The sequence below is a fragment of the Pseudomonas sp. Arb-4-2C genome, assembly GCF_055755015.1.
Genome location: NZ_CM146899.1, coordinates 5,964,135 through 5,982,118 on the forward strand (window position 1 = coordinate 5,964,135; position 17,984 = coordinate 5,982,118).

At 61.1% G+C, this 17,984-nt stretch carries 18 protein-coding genes; 3 read left to right on the forward strand and 15 right to left on the reverse strand.

Features of this window, described 5'->3' with window-relative positions; genetic code table 11:
• Nucleotides 1-20: 20 nt before the first annotated feature.
• Genes AC0J41_RS27080 through AC0J41_RS27100 form a run of 5 tightly spaced genes read right to left on the reverse strand, consistent with a single transcriptional unit; the run spans nt 21 to nt 3,929 of the window.
• On the reverse strand, nt 21-656 hold the full coding sequence (locus AC0J41_RS27080) for an SCO family protein (RefSeq protein ID WP_473014059.1): 636 nt from the start codon (nt 654-656) through the stop codon (nt 21-23).
• Nucleotides 653-1,552 carry a heme o synthase gene (cyoE, locus tag AC0J41_RS27085; protein WP_473014060.1) on the reverse strand — a complete coding sequence of 300 codons (900 nt, stop codon included), beginning with the start codon at nt 1,550-1,552 and terminating at the stop codon, nt 653-655. Before cyoE ends, AC0J41_RS27080 begins: the two co-directional genes overlap by 4 nt.
• Nucleotides 1,540-2,619: a COX15/CtaA family protein gene (locus AC0J41_RS27090; protein ID WP_473014061.1), complete on the reverse strand. Its 1,080-nt coding sequence runs from the start codon at nt 2,617-2,619 to the stop codon at nt 1,540-1,542. The genes cyoE and AC0J41_RS27090 overlap by 13 nt, the downstream gene beginning before the upstream one ends.
• Before the next feature lie 10 nt (nt 2,620-2,629).
• On the reverse strand, nt 2,630-3,223 hold the full coding sequence (locus tag AC0J41_RS27095) for a hypothetical protein (RefSeq protein ID WP_025112318.1): 594 nt from the start codon (nt 3,221-3,223) through the stop codon (nt 2,630-2,632).
• Nucleotides 3,189-3,929 (reverse strand): SURF1 family protein, encoded by a 741-nt coding sequence (locus tag AC0J41_RS27100; protein WP_473014062.1) that lies wholly within the window; start codon nt 3,927-3,929, stop codon nt 3,189-3,191. Before AC0J41_RS27100 ends, AC0J41_RS27095 begins: the two co-directional genes overlap by 35 nt.
• Nucleotides 3,930-4,000: 71 nt before the next feature.
• Here AC0J41_RS27100 and AC0J41_RS27105 point away from each other — a divergent pair, with 71 nt between their 5' ends.
• Nucleotides 4,001-4,204: a twin transmembrane helix small protein gene (locus tag AC0J41_RS27105; protein WP_025112320.1), complete on the forward strand. Its 204-nt coding sequence runs from the start codon at nt 4,001-4,003 to the stop codon at nt 4,202-4,204.
• A 13-nt stretch (nt 4,205-4,217) separates the two neighbouring features.
• Here the strand turns inward: AC0J41_RS27105 and AC0J41_RS27110 are convergent, their stop codons facing one another.
• The 4 genes from AC0J41_RS27110 to coxB form a co-directional block, all read right to left on the reverse strand.
• Complete coding sequence (locus AC0J41_RS27110; RefSeq protein ID WP_102355453.1) at nt 4,218-5,105, reverse strand: cytochrome c oxidase subunit 3; 888 nt, start codon at nt 5,103-5,105, stop codon at nt 4,218-4,220.
• A gap of 25 nt (nt 5,106-5,130) precedes the next feature.
• Nucleotides 5,131-5,682, reverse strand: a complete 552-nt coding sequence (locus AC0J41_RS27115; protein ID WP_473014063.1) for a cytochrome c oxidase assembly protein — start codon at nt 5,680-5,682, stop codon at nt 5,131-5,133.
• A 117-nt stretch (nt 5,683-5,799) separates the two neighbouring features.
• Nucleotides 5,800-7,386 carry a cytochrome c oxidase subunit I gene (gene ctaD / locus AC0J41_RS27120; protein ID WP_025112323.1) on the reverse strand — a complete coding sequence of 529 codons (1,587 nt, stop codon included), beginning with the start codon at nt 7,384-7,386 and terminating at the stop codon, nt 5,800-5,802.
• A gap of 82 nt (nt 7,387-7,468) precedes the next feature.
• Nucleotides 7,469-8,596, reverse strand: a complete 1,128-nt coding sequence (gene coxB / locus AC0J41_RS27125) for a cytochrome c oxidase subunit II (RefSeq protein ID WP_025112324.1) — start codon at nt 8,594-8,596, stop codon at nt 7,469-7,471.
• 369 nt (nt 8,597-8,965) lie between these two features.
• Here coxB and AC0J41_RS27130 point away from each other — a divergent pair, with 369 nt between their 5' ends.
• Nucleotides 8,966-9,598: a hypothetical protein gene (locus tag AC0J41_RS27130; RefSeq protein ID WP_007962790.1), complete on the forward strand. Its 633-nt coding sequence runs from the start codon at nt 8,966-8,968 to the stop codon at nt 9,596-9,598.
• Nucleotides 9,599-9,674: 76 nt separating this feature from the next.
• Here the strand turns inward: AC0J41_RS27130 and AC0J41_RS27135 are convergent, their stop codons facing one another.
• From AC0J41_RS27135 to AC0J41_RS27145, 3 genes are all read right to left on the reverse strand, one after another.
• Nucleotides 9,675-11,201, reverse strand: a complete 1,527-nt coding sequence (locus tag AC0J41_RS27135; protein WP_473014064.1) for a SulP family inorganic anion transporter — start codon at nt 11,199-11,201, stop codon at nt 9,675-9,677.
• Nucleotides 11,202-11,291: 90 nt separating this feature from the next.
• Nucleotides 11,292-12,023 carry a carbonic anhydrase gene (locus tag AC0J41_RS27140; protein ID WP_473014065.1) on the reverse strand — a complete coding sequence of 244 codons (732 nt, stop codon included), beginning with the start codon at nt 12,021-12,023 and terminating at the stop codon, nt 11,292-11,294.
• Nucleotides 12,024-12,261: 238 nt separating this feature from the next.
• Nucleotides 12,262-13,320 (reverse strand): PA0069 family radical SAM protein, encoded by a 1,059-nt coding sequence (locus AC0J41_RS27145; RefSeq protein WP_473014066.1) that lies wholly within the window; start codon nt 13,318-13,320, stop codon nt 12,262-12,264.
• 223 nt (nt 13,321-13,543) lie between these two features.
• On the opposite strand from AC0J41_RS27145, the gene AC0J41_RS27150 reads away from it, so the two are divergent.
• Nucleotides 13,544-13,846: a hypothetical protein gene (locus tag AC0J41_RS27150; protein ID WP_473014067.1), complete on the forward strand. Its 303-nt coding sequence runs from the start codon at nt 13,544-13,546 to the stop codon at nt 13,844-13,846.
• Nucleotides 13,847-13,923: 77 nt separating this feature from the next.
• Here the strand turns inward: AC0J41_RS27150 and AC0J41_RS27155 are convergent, their stop codons facing one another.
• From AC0J41_RS27155 to AC0J41_RS27165, 3 genes are read right to left on the reverse strand one after another with little or no spacing between them, the layout of a single operon-like run.
• Nucleotides 13,924-15,225 (reverse strand): c-type cytochrome, encoded by a 1,302-nt coding sequence (locus AC0J41_RS27155; RefSeq protein ID WP_473014068.1) that lies wholly within the window; start codon nt 15,223-15,225, stop codon nt 13,924-13,926.
• Between the two features lie 12 nt (nt 15,226-15,237).
• Nucleotides 15,238-17,022 carry a GMC family oxidoreductase gene (locus AC0J41_RS27160; RefSeq protein WP_473014069.1) on the reverse strand — a complete coding sequence of 595 codons (1,785 nt, stop codon included), beginning with the start codon at nt 17,020-17,022 and terminating at the stop codon, nt 15,238-15,240.
• A gap of 2 nt (nt 17,023-17,024) precedes the next feature.
• Nucleotides 17,025-17,771: a gluconate 2-dehydrogenase subunit 3 family protein gene (locus AC0J41_RS27165; RefSeq protein ID WP_473014070.1), complete on the reverse strand. Its 747-nt coding sequence runs from the start codon at nt 17,769-17,771 to the stop codon at nt 17,025-17,027.
• Nucleotides 17,772-17,984 lie beyond the last annotated feature (213 nt).

A 17,984-nucleotide genomic window follows, 5' to 3' on the forward strand; every position in this document is an offset into this window, starting at 1 on the left:
CACTTTGGGACAGCCTGCTCTTACTTGCGGTTGAGCATTACCGGGAGTTGCGCCACCAGTTTGGTGTTGTTCAACGGCGCCCGAATAAACCCGCGCTGCGTCCCGTCCGGCCCGATCACCGCGAGGTTGCCGCTGTGATCCACCGTGTAATTCGGCTTGCTGGTATCGGCCGGAATGAACGGAATACTCACCGCGTTCGCCACCTTCTGCAGTTCTTCGATCGACTTCGGCGTCAGGCCGATGAACTGCGGGTCGAAGTAGCCCAGGTACTGCTTCAACTGCTGCGGGCTATCGCGGTTCGGGTCGACGCTGACCAGCACGATCTGCAATTTATCCACAGCGTCTTTTGGCAACTCGCTCTTGATCTGCCGCAGTTGCGCGAGGGTAGTCGGGCAGATGTCCGGGCAGAAGGTGTAGCCGAAGAACAGCAGGCTCCACTTGCCTTTCAACTCGTCGATGGCGACCGGTTGGCCATCCTGATTGGTCATCGTCACGCCCGGCAGGGTACGGCTCTGCGGCAGCAGGATGATGCCGGCGTCGATCAGCGCGGTGGGGTCGCCCTGGCCTTTGCCACTCAGCACTTTGTTGACGGTAAGTCCCAGGATCAGCGCGATCACGGCGACGAGGATGAAGACGGTTTTCTGGGTTCGAGTCATAGGTTCAACAGTAAGTAGTGGTCTACGAGCAGGGCGATGAACAGCAGGAACAAGTAATAAATAGAGTACTTGAAGGTGTTGATCGCCGCGTGCGGCCGAGTGCCACGGTACAGCACCACGGCCCATTGCAGAAACCTTGCGCCGAGGGCGAGGGCGCAAATCAGGTAGAGCACGCCGCTCATGTGGATCACGTACGGCAGCAGGCTGACCGCCAGCAGGGCAAAGGCGTACAGCAGAATGTGCACTTTGGTGTAGTGCTCGCCGTGGGTGACCGGCAGCATCGGGATGTCGGCCTTGGCGTATTCCTCCTTGCGATGAATCGCCAGCGCCCAGAAGTGCGGCGGGGTCCAGGCGAAGATGATCAGTACCAGTAGCAACGGTTCGGCGCTGACATGGCCAGTGGCGGCGGTCCAGCCGAGCAGCGGTGGTGCTGCGCCGGCAAGGCCGCCGATGACGATGTTCTGCGGCGTCGCACGTTTGAGGAAGCCGGTGTAGATCACCGCGTAGCCGAGCAGGGAGGCGAGGGTCAGCCAGGCGGTCAGCGGATTGGTGAAGGTCAGCAGCAAGGCCTGCCCGAGCAGCGCCAATACCAGTGCAAAGGTCAGTGCCGCCGCGGGCGAAACACGGCCTTCGGCCAGCGGCCGTTTGTGCGTGCGCGCCATCACCGCGTCGATGCGCCGGTCGACCACATGATTGACCGCCGCCGCCCCGCCGGCACACAGCGCAATACCCAGATTGCCGAACACCAGCACCGCCCACGGCACCCCGGCGCGGGTCGCGAGGAACATGCCGACCAGCGAGGTGATGAGCATCAGCACCACCACTTTCGGCTTGGTCAGCTCCAGATAGTCACGCCACAGCGCTTGCGCGGGACGTTCGCCGATCAGAAGCGCCATGGCGTTTCTCCTTTTATCGTTATAGGCGCGGCCACGTGTTTGCGCGGGCTGAGGCGCCAGCGCGCGAGCACCGGCTGTTTGACCCGGACCAGACTGGTTCGCGCGTGGTAATTGACCAGCACCATGGTCAGCAGCAGTGCTGCGCCGCCGGCGTTGTGCGCCACGGCCACCGGCAGCGGCAGGTGAAACAGCACGTTGCTGATGCCAAGGGTGATTTGCGCGCCGAGGGCGACCAGCACCAGCCCGGCGAGCCGGGTCATGCCGACGCCCCTGAGTTGCCAGGCCAGACCGAGCAGCACCAGCGTGACCAACAGGGCGCCGATGCGGTGGGTCAGGTGAATGGCCGTGCGCGCATCGCTGTCGAGCTGGCCGCCGAGGTAATTCGGGCCGATGTGCTGGGTCAGGTGAAAGCCGTTGGCAAAATCAGCGGGCGGCAACCATTGACCGTGACAGGTCGGGAAGTCGATGCAGGCCACCGCCGCGTAGTTGGAGCTGACCCAGCCACCGAGGGCGATCTGGCCGATCACCAGCAACAGCCCGGCAGTCGCCCAATACTGCAAGCGCCTGGGCACGGTCAGCGCCGGCAACACGCCGGATAATCTCAAGGTCAGCAGGAACAGCAGGCTCAATGTCGCAAAGCCACCGAGCAAATGCCCGGTCACCACTTGCGGCCAGAGTTTGAGCGTCACCGTCCACATGCCGAACGCCGCCTGGGCGAACACCACGGCCAGCAGAAACAGCGGCAGCTTCAGCGGCTGTCCCGGATGCCGGCGATTGACCCAGGCGCGCCCGGCCAAAATCGAAATCAGCAGGCCGAGGGTGCCGGCGAAGTAGCGGTGGATCATCTCGTTCCAGCCCTTGTGCGCCACCACCGGCGAATCGGGGTAATGCAGTTCGGCATGGGCCAGCTGGGCTTCGCTTTTCGGCACGCTGATAAAGCCATAGCAACCTGGCCAGTCCGGACACCCAAGGCCGGCGTGTGTCAGGCGGGTGTAGGCGCCGAGCAGCACGACGATCAGTGCCAGCAGGGTGGCAAACAGCGCGAGGCGAAATCCAGGTTTGGCCATGACGATGCCCTTATCCGATGTTCGACAGTTTCAGCAGGTGGCGCAGGTCGTTGAGCAGATCCTTGCCTTTCACGCTCGGGTCGTAGCGCAGCACGAGATTGCCGTGCGGGTCGATGATCCACAGTTGTGGTGTGGCCTTGTCGCCGGTGGTCTTGCTGAAGGCTGCGGCGTCCAGCGGATAGCGTTGCAACTGCGGGTACTCGCGGCTCAGCTTGGCTTCGTAGTCGGCGTTCAGCGGTTGCGCGGCGGCGAGGGCGTGGCTGGCGCGCCCGGCATCGCGGCCGAGGCCGATCTGGATCTGCCGGGCGAGGTACACCAACTGCTGGCAATCAACCGCGCAGTCCTTGGGCGCGGTGACCAGCATCTGCCAGCGCTGTTCATCGGCCTGCACCCCGAGGTCGGCGCGGGACTGGCCATTGCCGATCAGTTCGCCGTGGTAGCTGCGGCCGTCCGGCACCCAGAACTGCAGTTTGTACATGCCGGTGGCGAGCATCATCGGGCCGACCACGCCAAGCAGAATCAGCAGCAGCTGGATCCGTCCACGGCGGCGGGTGGCGGCAGGTTTCGCCTCAGACATGCTGGGTGGATTCATGGCCGTTCCCATGGGTTTTCTCCTTTGCGTTGTGCAATCCAAGGTAGAGGTAGAGGCCGAGCAGGGCGGTGGCCATGGCGAACCACTGCACGGCGTAACCGAGGTGTTTTTCCGGGCCCATGGCGACGACCGGCCAGTCGGCCTCATAGCTGGCAGGGCCGGGTTCGGCGAGCAGTTCGTAGGCGAAGCCGTCGCGCTCAAGGGTTTTCCACAGCTTGGCGGGTTCGACGGCGGTGATGGTTTGCGGCCAGGTGCTGCTGGCCGGGTCGGCGTGCAACTGGAAGGTGGCGCCGGGGGCGACGTAGACCCAGGCGTCGAGACTCAGCGCGGCAGTCGGTGTGGTGAATTGCGGGGTTATGCGGCGGTCTGGCCACGGTAGCCAGCCACGATTGACCAGCAACCACAGGCCGCTGGCGCGGTCCTGAAACGGTTGCAGCAGTTCGATGCCGACCTTGCCGTTGCGCTGGCGGTTATCGAGCAACAGGCTGTGGGCGCCATCGAACTGGCCGTAAAGATGCACCCGGCGATAGGCCGGGTCGGCGCTGTGCAGCAATTCGCTGCTGGCCATCGGTTCGGCGGCGCGGCGTTCGGCGTAACTGGCGAGCAGGGCGGTTTTCTCCGCGCCCCGGCCCAGTTGCCAGAAGCCCAGCGACACCAGCAGCGGCAGCAACAACGCCACCACCAGCGTCGGCACGACGCCCGGCCGGAAGCGCTTCATGGCCGCGCCAGAAAAGCAGTGAATGCGACCGCTATACTTGATTGCATCGCCTGTACCCCCGGAGTCTTCCCATGCTCAAAGCAGCGATCGTCCTGATGCTGATTGCCACGGTGATCAGCCTGTTCAGCGGCCTGTTTTTCCTGGTCAAGGACGACAGCAGTTCAAATCGCCTGGTCGTCGCCTTGAGTGTTCGGGTGGCATTGGCCGCTTGCACCGTCGGCTTGATTGCCTGGGGTTTCTACAGCGGCCAATTGGTGTCGCACGCGCCCTGGTAGCTCTGTCCGATCCTCAGAGCACATAAACGAAGATGAACAAGCCGATCCACACCACATCGACGAAGTGCCAGTACCAGCTCGCCGCCTCGAAACCGAACTGATGCTCGGCATCGAAATGGCCCTTCATGATGCGCATCAGCATCACGAACAGAATGATCGTGCCGATGGTCACGTGGGCGCCGTGGAAACCGGTGAGCATGAAAAACGTCGCGCCGTAGATGCCTGAACCCAGGGTCAGCCCCAGTTCGTGGTAGGCGTGCATGTATTCCTCGGCCTGCAGGGCGAGGAAGCCGCAGCCCAGCAACACGGTGATCGCCAGCCAGATTTTCAGCGCACCGCGATGGCCCTTCTTCAAGGCATGGTGGGCGATGGTGATGGTCACGCTGGAGCTGACCAGCAGGATCGTGTTGATCAGTGGCAGGCCCCACGGGCTGATGACTTCCTTGGGCGGCGGGAACAGTTTCGGGTCAGGCGTGTGCAGCAGCGGCCAGGTGAACTGGAAGTTCGGCCAGAGCATGTGCGCGATGCCTTTCGGGCCTTCGCCACCCAGCGCCGGGCCGGAAATGTGCCGCACGTAGAACAGCGCGCCGAAGAAGGCGATGAAGAACATCACCTCGGAGAAGATGAACCAACTCATGCCCCAGCGGAACGAGCGATCGAGCTGCGGGCTGTACAGCCCGGCGCGGCTTTCCTTGATCACCGCACCGAACCAGCCGAACAGCATGTACGCCAGCAACAGCCCGCCGACGAAAAAGATGTACGGGCCGTGGGATTCCGGGCGCGCAGCCTTCAGATCGTTGAACCAGGTGGCCAGCCCATACACGGTGATGACCATGCCGAACGTGGCGATGATCGGCCATTTGCTCTGGGCCGGGACGTAATAGTGCTCATGACTTGCCATTTATTGTTCTCCTTATCGGGCACGCTTAACCGCCAGTGTTTGCAGCCACCGGAGGATGTCGGGCGGTGATATCGAACAGCGTGTAGGACAGCGTCAGGTGCTTCACGTCCTTGGGCATGTCGCGGTCAACGATGAAACGCACCGGCATTTCGATCTGCTGACCCGGCTGCAGCACCTGCTGGGTAAAGCAAAAGCATTCGGTCTTGTGGAAGTACGCCGCTGCTTCGCTGGGCGCGATACTCGGCACGGCCTGGGCGCTCATCGGTTTGTCGGTGGGGTTGCGCGCGATGAAGATCATCTCGTTGACGCCGCCGGGGTGGGTCACCAACTCCTCACCCTTGGGGTAGAACTCCCACGGCATGTCGGCGTTGTTCATCGACAGGAACTGCACGCGCACCTGGCGCGTGTTATCCACCACCTGCTCGCCCTCGTACTGCCCGGCGGTCTTGCCGTTGATGCCGAACGCCTTGCACATCACGTCGTAGATCGGCACCAGGGCGAAGCCGAAGACAAACATTGCGACGACGACGCCCAGCAGCCGGGTGACCAGTTTTTTCAGCGAGATCGAGTCAGCCATGATTCCAACCCTCTACACCACCCCCTGTAGGAGTGAGCCTGCTCGCGATGGCGGTGTGCCTGACACACCGCGTCCAGCTCATCGCGAGCAGGCTCACTCCTACAAAGGCCAGGCGTTTCATTTCACTTCCGGTGGCGTAGTAAAGGTGTGATACGGCGCCGGTGACGGCACGCTCCACTCCAGGCCTTCGGCGCCATCCCAGGGTTTGGCCGGGGCCGCCGGGCCGCCACGAATGGTCTTGATCACGATGAACAGGAAGAAGATCTGCGTGGCGCCGAACATGAACGCGCCAATCGAGGAGACCATGTTGAAGTCGGCGAACTGCAGGTTGTAGTCCGGAATCCGCCGTGGCATCCCCGCCAGTCCCACGAAGTGCATCGGGAAGAAGGTCATGTTCATGCCGACGAACGACAGCCAGAAGTGCAGCTTGCCGAGGGTTTCGTCGTACATGTGCCCGGTCCACTTCGGCAGCCAGTAATAGGCCGAGGCGAAGATTCCGAAGATCGCCCCCGGCACCAGCACGTAGTGGAAGTGCGCCACCACAAAGTAGGTGTCCTGGTACTGGAAGTCCGCCGGGGCAATGGCCAGCATCAGTCCGGAGAAACCACCGATCGAGAACAGGATCACGAACGCCACGGCAAACAGCATCGGCGTCTCGAAGGTCAGCGAGCCTTGCCACATGGTGCTCGCCCAGTTGAACACCTTCACCCCGGTCGGCACCGCGATCAGCATCGTCGCGTACATGAAGAACAGTTCGCCCACCAGCGGAATGCCCACTACGAACATGTGGTGCGCCCAGACGATGAACGACAGGAACGCGATGCTCGCCGTGGCGTAGACCATCGAGGTGTAGCCGAACAGCGGCTTGCGCGAGAAGGTCGGGATGATCTGGCTGACGGCGCCGAAGGCCGGCAGGATCATGATGTACACCTCGGGGTGGCCAAAGAACCAGAACACATGCTGGAACAACACCGGGTCACCGCCACCGGCGGCACTGAAGAAACTGGTGCCGAAGTGGATGTCCATCAGCATCATCGTCACGCACCCGGCCAGCACCGGCATCACTGCGATCAGCAGGAACGCGGTGATCAGCCAGGTCCAGACGAACAGCGGCATTTTCATCAGGGTCATGCCGGGGGCGCGCAGGTTGAGGATGGTGGCGATCACGTTGATCGCGCCCATGATCGAACTGATCCCCATCAGGTGGATGGCGAAGATGAAGTAGGTGACGCTTTCCGGCGCGTAGGTGGTGGACAACGGGGCGTAGAACGTCCAGCCGAAGTTCGGCCCGCCACCGGCGGTGAACAGGGTCGAGACCAGCAGCAGGAACGCCGCCGGCAGCAGCCAGAAGCTGAAGTTGTTCATCCGCGGCAGGGCCATGTCCGGCGCGCCGATCATCAACGGGATCATCCAGTTGGCGAGACCGACGAACGCCGGCATCACCGCCCCGAAGACCATCACCAGGCCGTGCATGGTGGTCATCTGGTTGAAGAACGCCGGTTCGACGATCTGCAGGCCGGGCTGGAACAGCTCCGCGCGGATCACCATGGCGAACGAGCCGCCGAGCAGGAACATGCAGAACGCAAACCACAGGTACAGCGTGCCGATGTCCTTGTGGTTGGTGGTCAGCACCCAGCGCATCAGGCCTTTGGCGGGGCCGTGGGCGTGGTCGGCATGACCGTGGTCATCGATTACAGCGCTCATGGCCGGTCTCCTTTACGTGAGTGGGCTGGGCTGGCCGGGGCGCGCTGCCCCGGCCGGTTCACGAAGTACGCGATGGACCGGCTCATTTGCTTTCCGCCTGTTTGAGCTCCAGCACTTCTTTTGGCGTGACCATGTCGCCCTTGTTGTTGCCCCAGGCATTACGTTCGTAGGTCACGACCGCTGCGATATCGACTTCCGACAACTGTTTGCCGAACGCCGCCATGGCGGTGCCGGGCTTGCCGAAGTACACGCGGTGCAGGTGGTCGGCTTTGGGGCCGGTGGCAATCGGCGAGCCTTTGAGCGCCGGGAACATCGGCGGCAGGCCCTGGCCTTCGGCCTGGTGACAGGCCACGCAGGTGGTGTGGTAGATCTTGTCGCCGCGCTCCTTGAGCTCGTCCAGTGTCCATTCCTTGCTGGTCAGCTCCTTGAGCTGCGCCGCTTCAGCCTTGCGGTCGGCCAGCCATTTTTCGTAGTCGGGCTTCTCCTTGACGTCGACCACGATCGGCATGAAACCGTGATCCTTGCCGCACAGCTCGGCGCACTGGCCACGGTAGATGCCGGGCTTGTCGATACGCGTCCAGGCCTCGTTGACGAACCCCGGGATCGCATCACGCTTGACCGCGAACGCCGGCACCCACCACGAGTGAATGACGTCGGCGGAGGTCACGAGAAAGCGCACCTTGGCGCCGACCGGCAGCACCAGCGGCTTGTCGACTTCGAGCAGGTAGTGCTCGCCCTTGGCTTCCTTGTTGTGAATCTGTTCGGCGGGGGTTGCCAGGTTGCTGAAGAACTCGACGTCCTGGCCCAGGTATTTGTAGTGCCACTTCCACTGGTAACCGGTGATCTGGATATCGATATCCGGCTCACTGGTGTCGTACATGCGGATCAGGGTGGCGGTCGCCGGAACGGCCATCGCCACCAGAATCAGCAGTGGCACGACGGTCCAGAGAATTTCGACGGTGGTACTTTCGTGGAATTTTGCGGCGACCTGCCCGGTGGAGCGGCGATGCACGATCATCGACCAGAACATGGCGCCGAAGACGATGATCCCGATCACCACACAGATCCAGAAAATGGTCATGTGCAGGTCGAATACTGCGTGACTGATTTCAGTCGCTCCAGGCGCCATATTCACAGTCCAGGCAGCGTTGGCCTGGCTGAAAATCGACCACAACAGGAGGCCCATCCAGACGTGTGGATGTCGCATCATTGCGGGTTCCCCTTATCGTTCTTGTTATCCCGCCGGCTTTCGCCTGCGGCAAGGGAGCGGCTGCATCAGACTACGAACTTGAATCGCCGGGCCTTGCTGCGGGTGCAGTCGGGCGTCATCAGCTAACTCCATTCAATGGCGAGTATAGACAGCCACCGGGAATTGCAACGCGATCGCGTAAATCATCTGAAACAGCTGGCACTTGCGTTCCGGACCACGAATGGAGAAGGATGCAGACGAGTGGTGGCAAACCGATATAACGCCGGTGCATCAAGGATGAAATAATTATGACAAATGCGTCTTAGCATTTTTCGTAAGCCAGCTAAGTTATGTCTTCCCTATTTCATTGCCTTGTACCCTGGAGTTTTCATGAACACCGCCGCATTGCGCGAGCAGATCCAAAAAGCCCGACAAACCGAAAACGAAACCGGACGGCTCAAGCGTCAGCTTGAAGCCAAGTTGCCTCATCTGCATTCGGCCATCCAGTTGCCGGACGCCAACCGCGAAGAAGCGTTGACGAGTTTCGTCACCGCTTATATCGACGAAGTACCAGACATGCTGGATGCAGCCAATGAAGTCGCCAGGGAAGCGGGAATCGAGTCGCAGATCAAACCGGTGCTGAAAATCGCCGAGCAGTACTTCCTCCAGCCGCCGGTCGGCCTGGACAGCCTGCTGGACGAAGCCTATCTGGCGCATCGCTTTGTCGAAGAGGTCAATGACCTGTACATCAAGCATCTCGGCCAGCCACTGATCCCCTTGGACATGACGGTCGCCAATCTGATTGCTCACCAATTGCTCGGTGAGGAATTTGCCAATCAACTGGACGAAGTCGTGCATCACACTATCGACGAGATGCTCGACGACGAGAGTTTTGCGCTGGAGTCGGTAGAGGCCTATCGCGACAAATTGAGTAGCCCCGATACCGGTGCCGCGTGGAAGCGCTGGCCGTGCATGGGCCGCCGCCTGGGTGTGGGCCTGGAGCTGGATCAACCCGCCGCTTGATTCAACGCCCGGTACAAATCCCAATTGTGGGAGGGGGCTTGCTCCCTCCCACAGGGTTTCTTTGCCAGCGCGGGATTTATCCGGCCGCGCCGATGCCGGTGTTAGTGCGAACCCTTCCTTCAAGCCGTCGCTTCAACCCACGCGACTCGATCAACAGCTTCGACCCCTTCGCCGCATTCGCCCGGCCCCACTCCTCCAGCAACTCCAGACACGAATGGTCGATGTAGCTCAGGTTATTGAGCGGCACATGCACCGTCGTACCTGCGGGAATGCTGCCCAGCACCTGGGTCAGTGCCGGAACCTTGAGAAAGGTCGCCGCACCGATCAGGCGCAACTCCATCTCGCCGTCCTGCGGCAGGTCGATCAGGCTGATCTTCAGGCGCGAAGCCTTGAACGCCAGTTTCACCAGGGTCAGACCGAAACCGATCAGCACACCGGTCAACAGGTCTGTGAAAATGATCGCCAGCGCCGTGGCGGCGTAGGTGAACATCGGCATCCGTCCGTAACGGCCCAGACCGCGAAAGGCCTTGAGGTCGACCAGTTTGAAGCCGGTATACACCAGCACCCCGGCCAGACTCGCCACCGGAATGCTTTGCAGCACGCTCGACAGCAGCAGCACGAACGCCAGCAGCCACAGGCCATGGAAGATTGTCGAGTAACGGGTGGTCGCACCGGCCTGAACGTTGGCCGAGCTGCGCACGATCACTCCGGTCATCGGCAGCGCACCGACCAGACCGCAGAGCATGTTGCCGACGCCCTGCGCCGACAGCTCGCGGTCGAAGTCCGAACGCACGCCGTTGTGCATGCGGTCCACCGCCGCCGCTGACAGCAGGGTTTCCGCACTGGCGATAAACGCCACGGCGAAAGCGGCGATCAGCAGTGTCGGATCGGCCAGGCTCAGCAAGTCCGCCGGTTTCAGCCAGTCGATGGCTTCGGCCAGATTCGCTGGCACCTCGACCCGTTTGACCTGCAACGCCAGCAGCAGGCTGGCACCTGTGGCCAGGCCGACGCCGAGCAACGCACCGGGAATGAAGCGCAGCGAGTGCGGACGAAATTTCTCCCACAGCCACATCACCGCGATGGTTGCCAGCCCGAGCAACCCGGCCTGCCAGCCGAACGACGGCAACGCTTGCGCCACCGCGCCGGGGAAGGCTGTGAGGTTATCCAGGCCGGAGGGCTGTGGCTTGGCATCGAGCATCACGTGCACTTGCGAGAGCACGATCAGTACACCGATGCCGGCAAGCATGCCGTACACCACCGCTGGCGCCGTCACCCGAAACCAGCATCCGAGCTTCAAACGTCCGGCCACCAGTTGCAGGAAACCGGCAAGCAACAGAATCGGCCCGAGCATCTCGATACCGTGCTGGCGCACCAGCTCGAACACCAGCACCGCCAGCCCCGCCGCCGGCCCGCTGACCTGCAACGGCGAGCCCGCCAGCCAACCCACCACCAGACCGCCGATGATCCCGGTGATCAGACCTTTGGCCGGAGGCAACCCTGAAGCAATCGCAATACCCATGCACAACGGCAGGGCGACCAGGAACACAACCACCGAAGCCAGCAGCTCCCGTGGCAGAACCGCTTTCAATTGAGCAGCACGCATGGTGACTCTCCCGACGTTTTCTTCAGGCATGGCTTCGCCGAACCGCTGAAACAGCGGCCGGCGTCAAACCACACAGATTTTTAGGAGGATTTAGAAGCGCGCTTTGGGCGTCGCCACCGGAATCGGATGGCTGCCATCGAGCGGCAGGAAGCGTCCCTGATCCGCGTCGTAAGCTTTGATTTCGCTGGTTTCGATGTTGTAGACCCAGCCATGGATGAACAGATGACCGTTCGCCATGCGCGAAGCTACCGAAGGATGGGTACGCAAGTGCTGCAGTTGGGCGATGACGTTCTCCTCGGTGAGGATCGGCATGCTCTCTTTTTCGTCGGTGCAGTTGCAGTTGTCATGCACCATGGTCTTCGCCACTTCCGCATGACGCAGCCAGGCTTTGACCGTCGGCATTTTTTCCAGGCTGTCCGGATTGAGCACTGCGCGCATGGCGCCGCAATCGGAGTGGCCGCAGATGATGATGTGCTGCACGCCCAGCGCCAGTACCGCGTACTCGATGGCGGTGGAAACGCCGCCGTTCATCTGGCCGTAAGGCGGTACAACGTTGCCGACGTTACGGGTCACGAACAGATCGCCCGGCGAACTCTGGGTGATCAGTTCCGGCACGATGCGCGAGTCGGCACAGGTGATGAACATCGCCTTTGGTGCCTGGGCTGTGGCGAGTTTCTTGAAGAGTTCTTCCTGCTGCGGGAAGACCTCATGATGGAAATGCAAAAAGCCGTCAACGATCTGTCGCAGCGCTGCATCGGCGGATTCCGCCCCAGGGACGGCTTGCGCCGACGCAGCCAACGGCTGTTTATCCTTGTCACTCATGATTCATCCTCTTTGGCGGATTCGGGGAGTCATTCCCGTGTATTCCGGTGTGAAGCCAGTGGCTGTTTAAAACATCCGGGTCATCCAGACCCATCAGTCACTCGATGAACAAGGTAGCCGCCGAAACTTAACTCAAACTGAATCAAGCGCTCTAGAACGTGTGTTCCAGGTCACAAAAAACGTGACTGGGACATTTCGACGGAAGGATTCCAACCCCTCAACCATAGGCTAATTGTCGCTAAATCAACGACATCTGGCGACCCGGCGGACAGAAGGCAGTGCAATTGAGCTCATAGCCCTCACGGTGGTTCAAGCCGAGGCGTTTAATGGCTTTGGCAAAACGTTGCGCCAGCAGGTCGGCGAACGGTCCTTCACCGCGCATGCGGGCGCCGAAACGGCTGTCGTAGAGCTCGCCGCCCCGGCTCTGGCGCACCAGGCTCAACACATGGGCCGCGCGCTGCGGGTAGTGCGCCTGCAGCCATTCTTCGAACAGCGGCGCCACCTCCAGCGGCAGGCGCAGCATCATGTAGGCGGCGCTTTGCGCACCGGCGGCATGCGCCTCGGTCAGCAGGCTTTCGATCTCGCTGTCGTTGATCATCGGGATCATCGGCGAACACAGCACCCCCACCGTAATCCCCGCTTCGCGCATCACCCGGATCGCCCGCAACCGGGCCTTGGGCGCTGCTGCGCGGGGTTCGAGGATGCGTTTGAGCTCGTCGTCCAGCGTCGTCAGGCTGATCATCACCGCCACCAGCCGTTGCTGCGCCAGTTCAGTGAGCAGGTCGAGGTCGCGCAAAATCAGTGAGCCTTTGGTGACGATGGTCACCGGGTGACGATAGCGCAGCAGCACTTCCAGGATTTGACGGGTGATTTTGTGTTCGCGTTCGATCGGCTGATACGGGTCGGTGTTGGAGCCGAGGTTGATCGGCGCGCACTGGTAGCCTTTTTTCCCAAGCTGTTCTTCCAGCACCTGGGCGGCGTTGGTCTTGGCGATCAGCCTGGTTTCGAAATCCAGTCCCGGCGACATGTCCCAATAGGCGTGGCTGGGCCGTGCATAGCAATAGATGCAACCGTGCTCGCAGCCGCGATAGGGATTGATCGAGCGATCGAAGGGCAGGTCCGGCGAGGTGTTGCGGGTGATGATGGTTTTCGCGGTTTCGATCATCACCTCGGTGTTCTGCGTCTCGGGTACTTCCTGATACCAGCCGTCATCCTCGGCCACCGAACGGTTTGGCGCGAAGCGGTTGTGCGGGTTGGTGGCGGTGCCGCGACCGCGTGGTGGCAAGGGCGTGTGCATCGCAGGTGTCCTTATGGCTGTATGCACATACAGTATCGCTGGCGCGAGTAAACAGCCAGTGCCGTTCGGCGACTCGGGGTGTCAGATACACGTCATTCCGGTTATTGATTGCAGTTTTTATTGCAACCCGGGGACACATCTTTCAAGTAGCAGTAAAACTCGCGATGTCGTTAGTATTCGCCCTGTTGCACTTCTGCTATTCAATATTTAAAAGGAATTAAATGTGTCGAACTTCAATCATCGTGGCATCTTTCTGCAGAAACTTGGCCCAACTCCGGTTGATCCAGATGAAGTGCTGGTGTCCATGCAGTTTGCCCTGAAACAATCTGGCTGGGATGCAGAGAATGCCGTACCGACTGAGTCCCTGCTGGATTCGCAGATCATCATTGCCGCTTCTTACGATGGTGGTAAAACCTTCGATATGCGCAATGAAAAGGATATCGATGGCGACGGTGATATTGATGCAGATGACAAGGCCAAGTTGCTGGCACTGGCCAAGGCTTATGTAAGTATCATGAATCCGTAATATAAATTCATGGCTGCACTGGTTGTGGCGTTAAATAAAAAGCCCTGTGCGAATTAATGCGCGCAGGGCTTTTTTAGTTAATGGCTGTGGGTGATCTGACCCAGATCATCTGCCGAGGTGGTCGTCATGTCGCTGGTGCGCAAATGACTGACCTCATCAGCCTTGACCGGCGCCCCTTTGTTACCCCAACTGCCACGGATGAAGCTCACCACGTCCGCCACTTCCTGATCCGACAGGCGCCAGGCAAAGCCCGGCATGGTGAAGGTCGATGGCGCTGTGTGTGTGGCGGGCAGGGTGCCGCCCTTGAGCACGATGTGAATCAGCGAGGTCGGGTCTTCCGATTGCAGCACCGGGTTACCCGCCAGCGCCGGGAACACTCGGGTGTAGCCGTGGCCGTCGGTGCGGTGACAGGCCGCGCAGTTGTCGATGTACACCGCTGCACCGCGTTGACTGTCGTCGCCATTCCACAGGGCTTTTGCCGCTTTCTCGTCGTACTGGTGCGGCTGATCGTCTGGATCGGTTGCCGGCAGCGATTTGAGGTAGCGAGCAATCGCGGTCAGGTCGGCGTCGGTGATGTATTGCATGCTGTGGGTGACCACATCGCTCATGCCCCCGAATACCGCGCTGCGGTCGCTGCGTCCGGTCTTGAGGAACTGCACCAGTTGCGCTTCGCTCCAGCCGCCGAGACCGTCCTTGTGATCACCGCGCAGGCTCTTGGCGATCCAGCCTTCGAGCGGCGCACTGCCGGCGAGGAAGGTTTTCCCGTCAGCCGCGCTCAGGGATTTTTCCTGCATGGTCAGGGCACGAGGCGTATGGCAGGCGCCGCAATGGCCGAGGCCTTCGACCAGATAGGCGCCGCGATCGATCACCGGATCATCCGAGGTTGCCTTGTAGTCTTCGACCTTCGGCGCGAACATCCAGCGCCAGCCCATCAGTGGCCAGCGCATGCTCAGTGGCCATGGAATGTCGCTGGCCTTGTTCTCCTGCGCGACGGGTTCGACGCCGTGCATGAAGTAGGCGTACAGCGCCTGCATGTCGCTTGCGCTGACACGGGCGTAGGACGGATACGGCATCGCCGGGTACAACGTACTGCCGTTTTTGGCGACGCCATGGCGCACCGCTTTGTCGAAATCCTCGAAGCTGTAATCACCGACGCCGGTTTTGTCCGGCGTGATGTTGGTCGAGTAGATCGTGCCGATCGGGGTTTCCATCGGCAGGCCGCCGGCGAACGGCTTGCCGCCCTTGGCCGTGTGGCAGGCCACGCAGTCACCGGCGCGGGCGAGGTATTGGCCTTGTTTGATCAACGCTTGATCAACTTCGGCCGCTTGAATTGAGGCGCTGCCGAGCAGGGCCAAGGTGGCGATAACGAGATTTTTCATGGTCATCGCTCCTTATGCCTGAACCAGCGGGCCGGGGTTTTTCAAATACTGCTCGCGGATCGCCTTGGCCGACCAATAGGTCAACGCGGCCACCAACCCGGTCGGGTTGTAACCCAGCCCTTGCGGGAACGCCGACGCGCCCGGAACGAAGACGTTATGCACATCCCAGCTCTGCAGGTAGCGGTTCAGCGCGCTCTTCTTCGGGTCGGTGCCCATGATTGCGCCACCATTGAGGTGGGTGGTCTGGTAGGCCGCAGTGTTGAAGTGATCACCGACCTGCTTGCCGATCACCGCGATGGCTTTGGGGCCCATGGCTTGGGCAACCTTGCCCATTTTCTCGACCATGAAGTGGTTCATTTTGATGTCGTTTTCCTGCCAGTCGAAGGTCATCCGCAGCAGCGGCAAGCCGTAGGCGTCGCGGTACACCGGATCGAGATCGAGGTAGTTGCCACGGTAGGACTGATGTGCGCCGTGGGCGTCCATCGAGACCTGGTGGGTGTAGTAATCGGCGGTCGCGCGTTTCCACGCGCTGCCCCAGGCCGGGGTGCCCGGCGGGTTCGAAGTGCCGGCAATCGGTCGGCTGCCGGCCTGGTTGACCCACATCGGCGAGCCACCGACGAAGCCGTGCGGGCCGTGGTCGAAGTTGTCGGCGTTGAAATCGTCCAGCGCCACGCCGTTGCCGCCGGCACCGATGAAGTTGTTGGTGTGGGTGTCCTTGTCGAAGAACGCCTTGATGGTCGCCATGTTCTGGTAGGCAAAGTTGCGCCCGACCACGCCTTCGCCAGTCATTGGGTCGTAGGGTTTGCCGATGCCCGACAGCAACATCAGGCGCACATTGTGCAGCTGGAACGCGCCGAGGATCACCAGATCCGCCGGTTGCTCGATCTCGCGGCCCTGAGCATCGATGTAGGTGACGCCGGTGGCTTTGCTTTTCGTGCTGTCGAGGTTGATCCGCAGCACATGGGCGTTGGCGCGCAGCTCGAAATTAGGCAGCGGTTTGAGCGCCGGCAGGATGTTCACGTTCGGCGAAGCCTTGGAGTACATGTAGCACACGTAGCCACTGCAGAATCCGCAGAAGTTGCACGGGCCCATCTGTGCGCCGTAGGGGTTGGTGTACGGGCCTGAAGTATTCGCGGAGGGCAGGTTGTAGGGTTTGTAACCGACCTCTGCCGCCGCTTTGCCGAACAGTTGTGCGGAAACGGTGTTCTTCTGTGCCTCCAGCGGGAACGGATTCGAGCGATCCGGTGCGTACGGGTTGCCGCCTTTGCCCTGACCAACCAGTTGGCCTTTCACGGTCCAGGCCTGACCGGAGGTGCCGAAGACTTTCTCGGCGAAATCGAAGAACGGCTCCAGCTCTTCATAGCTGACGCCGAAGTCCTGGATGGTCATGTCCTTGGGGATAAAGCTTTTGCCGTAGCGTTCTTCGTAATGGCTGCGCATGCGCAGCTCGATCGGATCGACACGAAAGTGCACGCCCGACCAGTGCAGTCCCGCACCGCCGACGCCATTGCCCGGCAGGAACGCACCTAACTGGCGGTTCGGCAGGGCGATGTCGTTGACGCTGTGGCGGATGGTGACGGTTTCTTTCGAGATGTCCTGAAAGAGTTTTTTGCGCACGCTGTAGGTGAGTTCGTCGATCACCTGCGGATAGTTGCCGTCGGGGTAGGTGTCCTGCATCGGCCCGCGCTCCAGCGCCAGCACGTTGAGCCCGGCTTCGGTCAGCTCTTTGGCCATGATCGCGCCGGTCCAGCCAAAACCGACGATCACGGCGTCGACCTTCTTCATTACCGTTGCCATGCTCAAGCCCTCTCGCCGCGAATCGACACTGCCGGGAAGGGGTATTGCTCGTTGCGTTCCACCCAATCCATGAAATCGGCGCGAGCGCCGGGGAAGCCGATCATGGTCCAGCCGACCATGCCTTTATTGCCGCCGTGGATCGGGTCGCAGAAGAACCCTTCCTTGGTGTTTTGCAGCAGCAGACTGAAGAAAATCTTTGCCGGAACAGCATCGAATTGCGGTTTTCCGGCTTCGAGTTGCTTGAGCAAATCGTCTCGGGTAGCGCTGTCTTGCTCGGCAAATACATTACCGTTGAGCGATTTTGCCCACTGATCCGTGGCGGCGATGCCCAGGCGATAGATCTCTTTGGGCACCAGTTTGCTCTGCCAGCCCATCTCCGGTGCAGCGTCGGCGTTGAACGGACCCTGCATGTACCAAAGGGCACCGGCGGCATATGGGGTGTTCATCTGACGGTCGATGTATTCCGGCACGCCGGCTTCGAGGGCGCCCGGGCCTTGGGCGTCGTTGGGGATCAACTGCGCCACGGCGGCGTTGATGAAGGCCCATTCCTCGGCGGTGAAATAGCTCGGCTGGTAGGCGCCGGTATCGGACTTCGCCGGGGTTGCGGCTGGCGCCGCCGGGGTGGCTTCAGGCGCCGCTTGCAAGACGCTGCTGCCCAGACCGGTGCCGGCCAGGGTGACCACGGGAATCAGGGTCAGAGATTTGCGCAAGAACTCACGCCGCGGGTTGTCTCGATCTGCATCAGACATGGGGGTGCACCTCATCAGGCATTGATGGTTGTCCGTTTCTGCGAACGGCTTGAGCATTTTTTCGTCGCGGCGCGAGGCCCGTTTGACCGGGAAAAGGGGGACGCCTGCAACATCGTGTGACAAATGGTAGCAGGCTACACATCGGGGTGAACCGATTCAGCTGAAAAAGCCGCAGTTTTTTTACCCCGCGCTCAATGAAATCGTGCGGATTCA

Excerpts from the sequence above, each read along its gene's own strand:
- AC0J41_RS27105 (WP_025112320.1), top strand. The coding sequence starts at position 4,001 with ATGCTCAAAGCAGCGATCGTCCTGATGCTGATTGCCACGGTGATCAGC.
- AC0J41_RS27080 (WP_473014059.1), bottom strand. The coding sequence starts at position 656 with ATGACTCGAACCCAGAAAACCGTCTTCATCCTCGTCGCCGTGATCGCG.
- AC0J41_RS27110 (WP_102355453.1), bottom strand. The coding sequence starts at position 5,105 with ATGGCAAGTCATGAGCACTATTACGTCCCGGCCCAGAGCAAATGGCCG.
- cyoE (WP_473014060.1), bottom strand. The coding sequence starts at position 1,552 with ATGGCGCTTCTGATCGGCGAACGTCCCGCGCAAGCGCTGTGGCGTGAC.
- ctaD (WP_025112323.1), bottom strand. The coding sequence starts at position 7,386 with ATGAGCGCTGTAATCGATGACCACGGTCATGCCGACCACGCCCACGGC.
- AC0J41_RS27145 (WP_473014066.1), bottom strand. The coding sequence starts at position 13,320 with ATGCACACGCCCTTGCCACCACGCGGTCGCGGCACCGCCACCAACCCG.
- AC0J41_RS27165 (WP_473014070.1), bottom strand. The coding sequence starts at position 17,771 with ATGTCTGATGCAGATCGAGACAACCCGCGGCGTGAGTTCTTGCGCAAA.
- AC0J41_RS27130 (WP_007962790.1), top strand. The coding sequence starts at position 8,966 with ATGAACACCGCCGCATTGCGCGAGCAGATCCAAAAAGCCCGACAAACC.
- AC0J41_RS27100 (WP_473014062.1), bottom strand. The coding sequence starts at position 3,929 with ATGAAGCGCTTCCGGCCGGGCGTCGTGCCGACGCTGGTGGTGGCGTTG.
- AC0J41_RS27090 (WP_473014061.1), bottom strand. The coding sequence starts at position 2,619 with ATGGCCAAACCTGGATTTCGCCTCGCGCTGTTTGCCACCCTGCTGGCA.
- AC0J41_RS27115 (WP_473014063.1), bottom strand. The coding sequence starts at position 5,682 with ATGGCTGACTCGATCTCGCTGAAAAAACTGGTCACCCGGCTGCTGGGC.
- coxB (WP_025112324.1), bottom strand. The coding sequence starts at position 8,596 with ATGATGCGACATCCACACGTCTGGATGGGCCTCCTGTTGTGGTCGATT.
- AC0J41_RS27155 (WP_473014068.1), bottom strand. The coding sequence starts at position 15,225 with ATGAAAAATCTCGTTATCGCCACCTTGGCCCTGCTCGGCAGCGCCTCA.
- AC0J41_RS27160 (WP_473014069.1), bottom strand. The coding sequence starts at position 17,022 with ATGGCAACGGTAATGAAGAAGGTCGACGCCGTGATCGTCGGTTTTGGC.
- AC0J41_RS27140 (WP_473014065.1), bottom strand. The coding sequence starts at position 12,023 with ATGAGTGACAAGGATAAACAGCCGTTGGCTGCGTCGGCGCAAGCCGTC.
- AC0J41_RS27095 (WP_025112318.1), bottom strand. The coding sequence starts at position 3,223 with ATGGGAACGGCCATGAATCCACCCAGCATGTCTGAGGCGAAACCTGCC.
- AC0J41_RS27135 (WP_473014064.1), bottom strand. The coding sequence starts at position 11,201 with ATGCGTGCTGCTCAATTGAAAGCGGTTCTGCCACGGGAGCTGCTGGCT.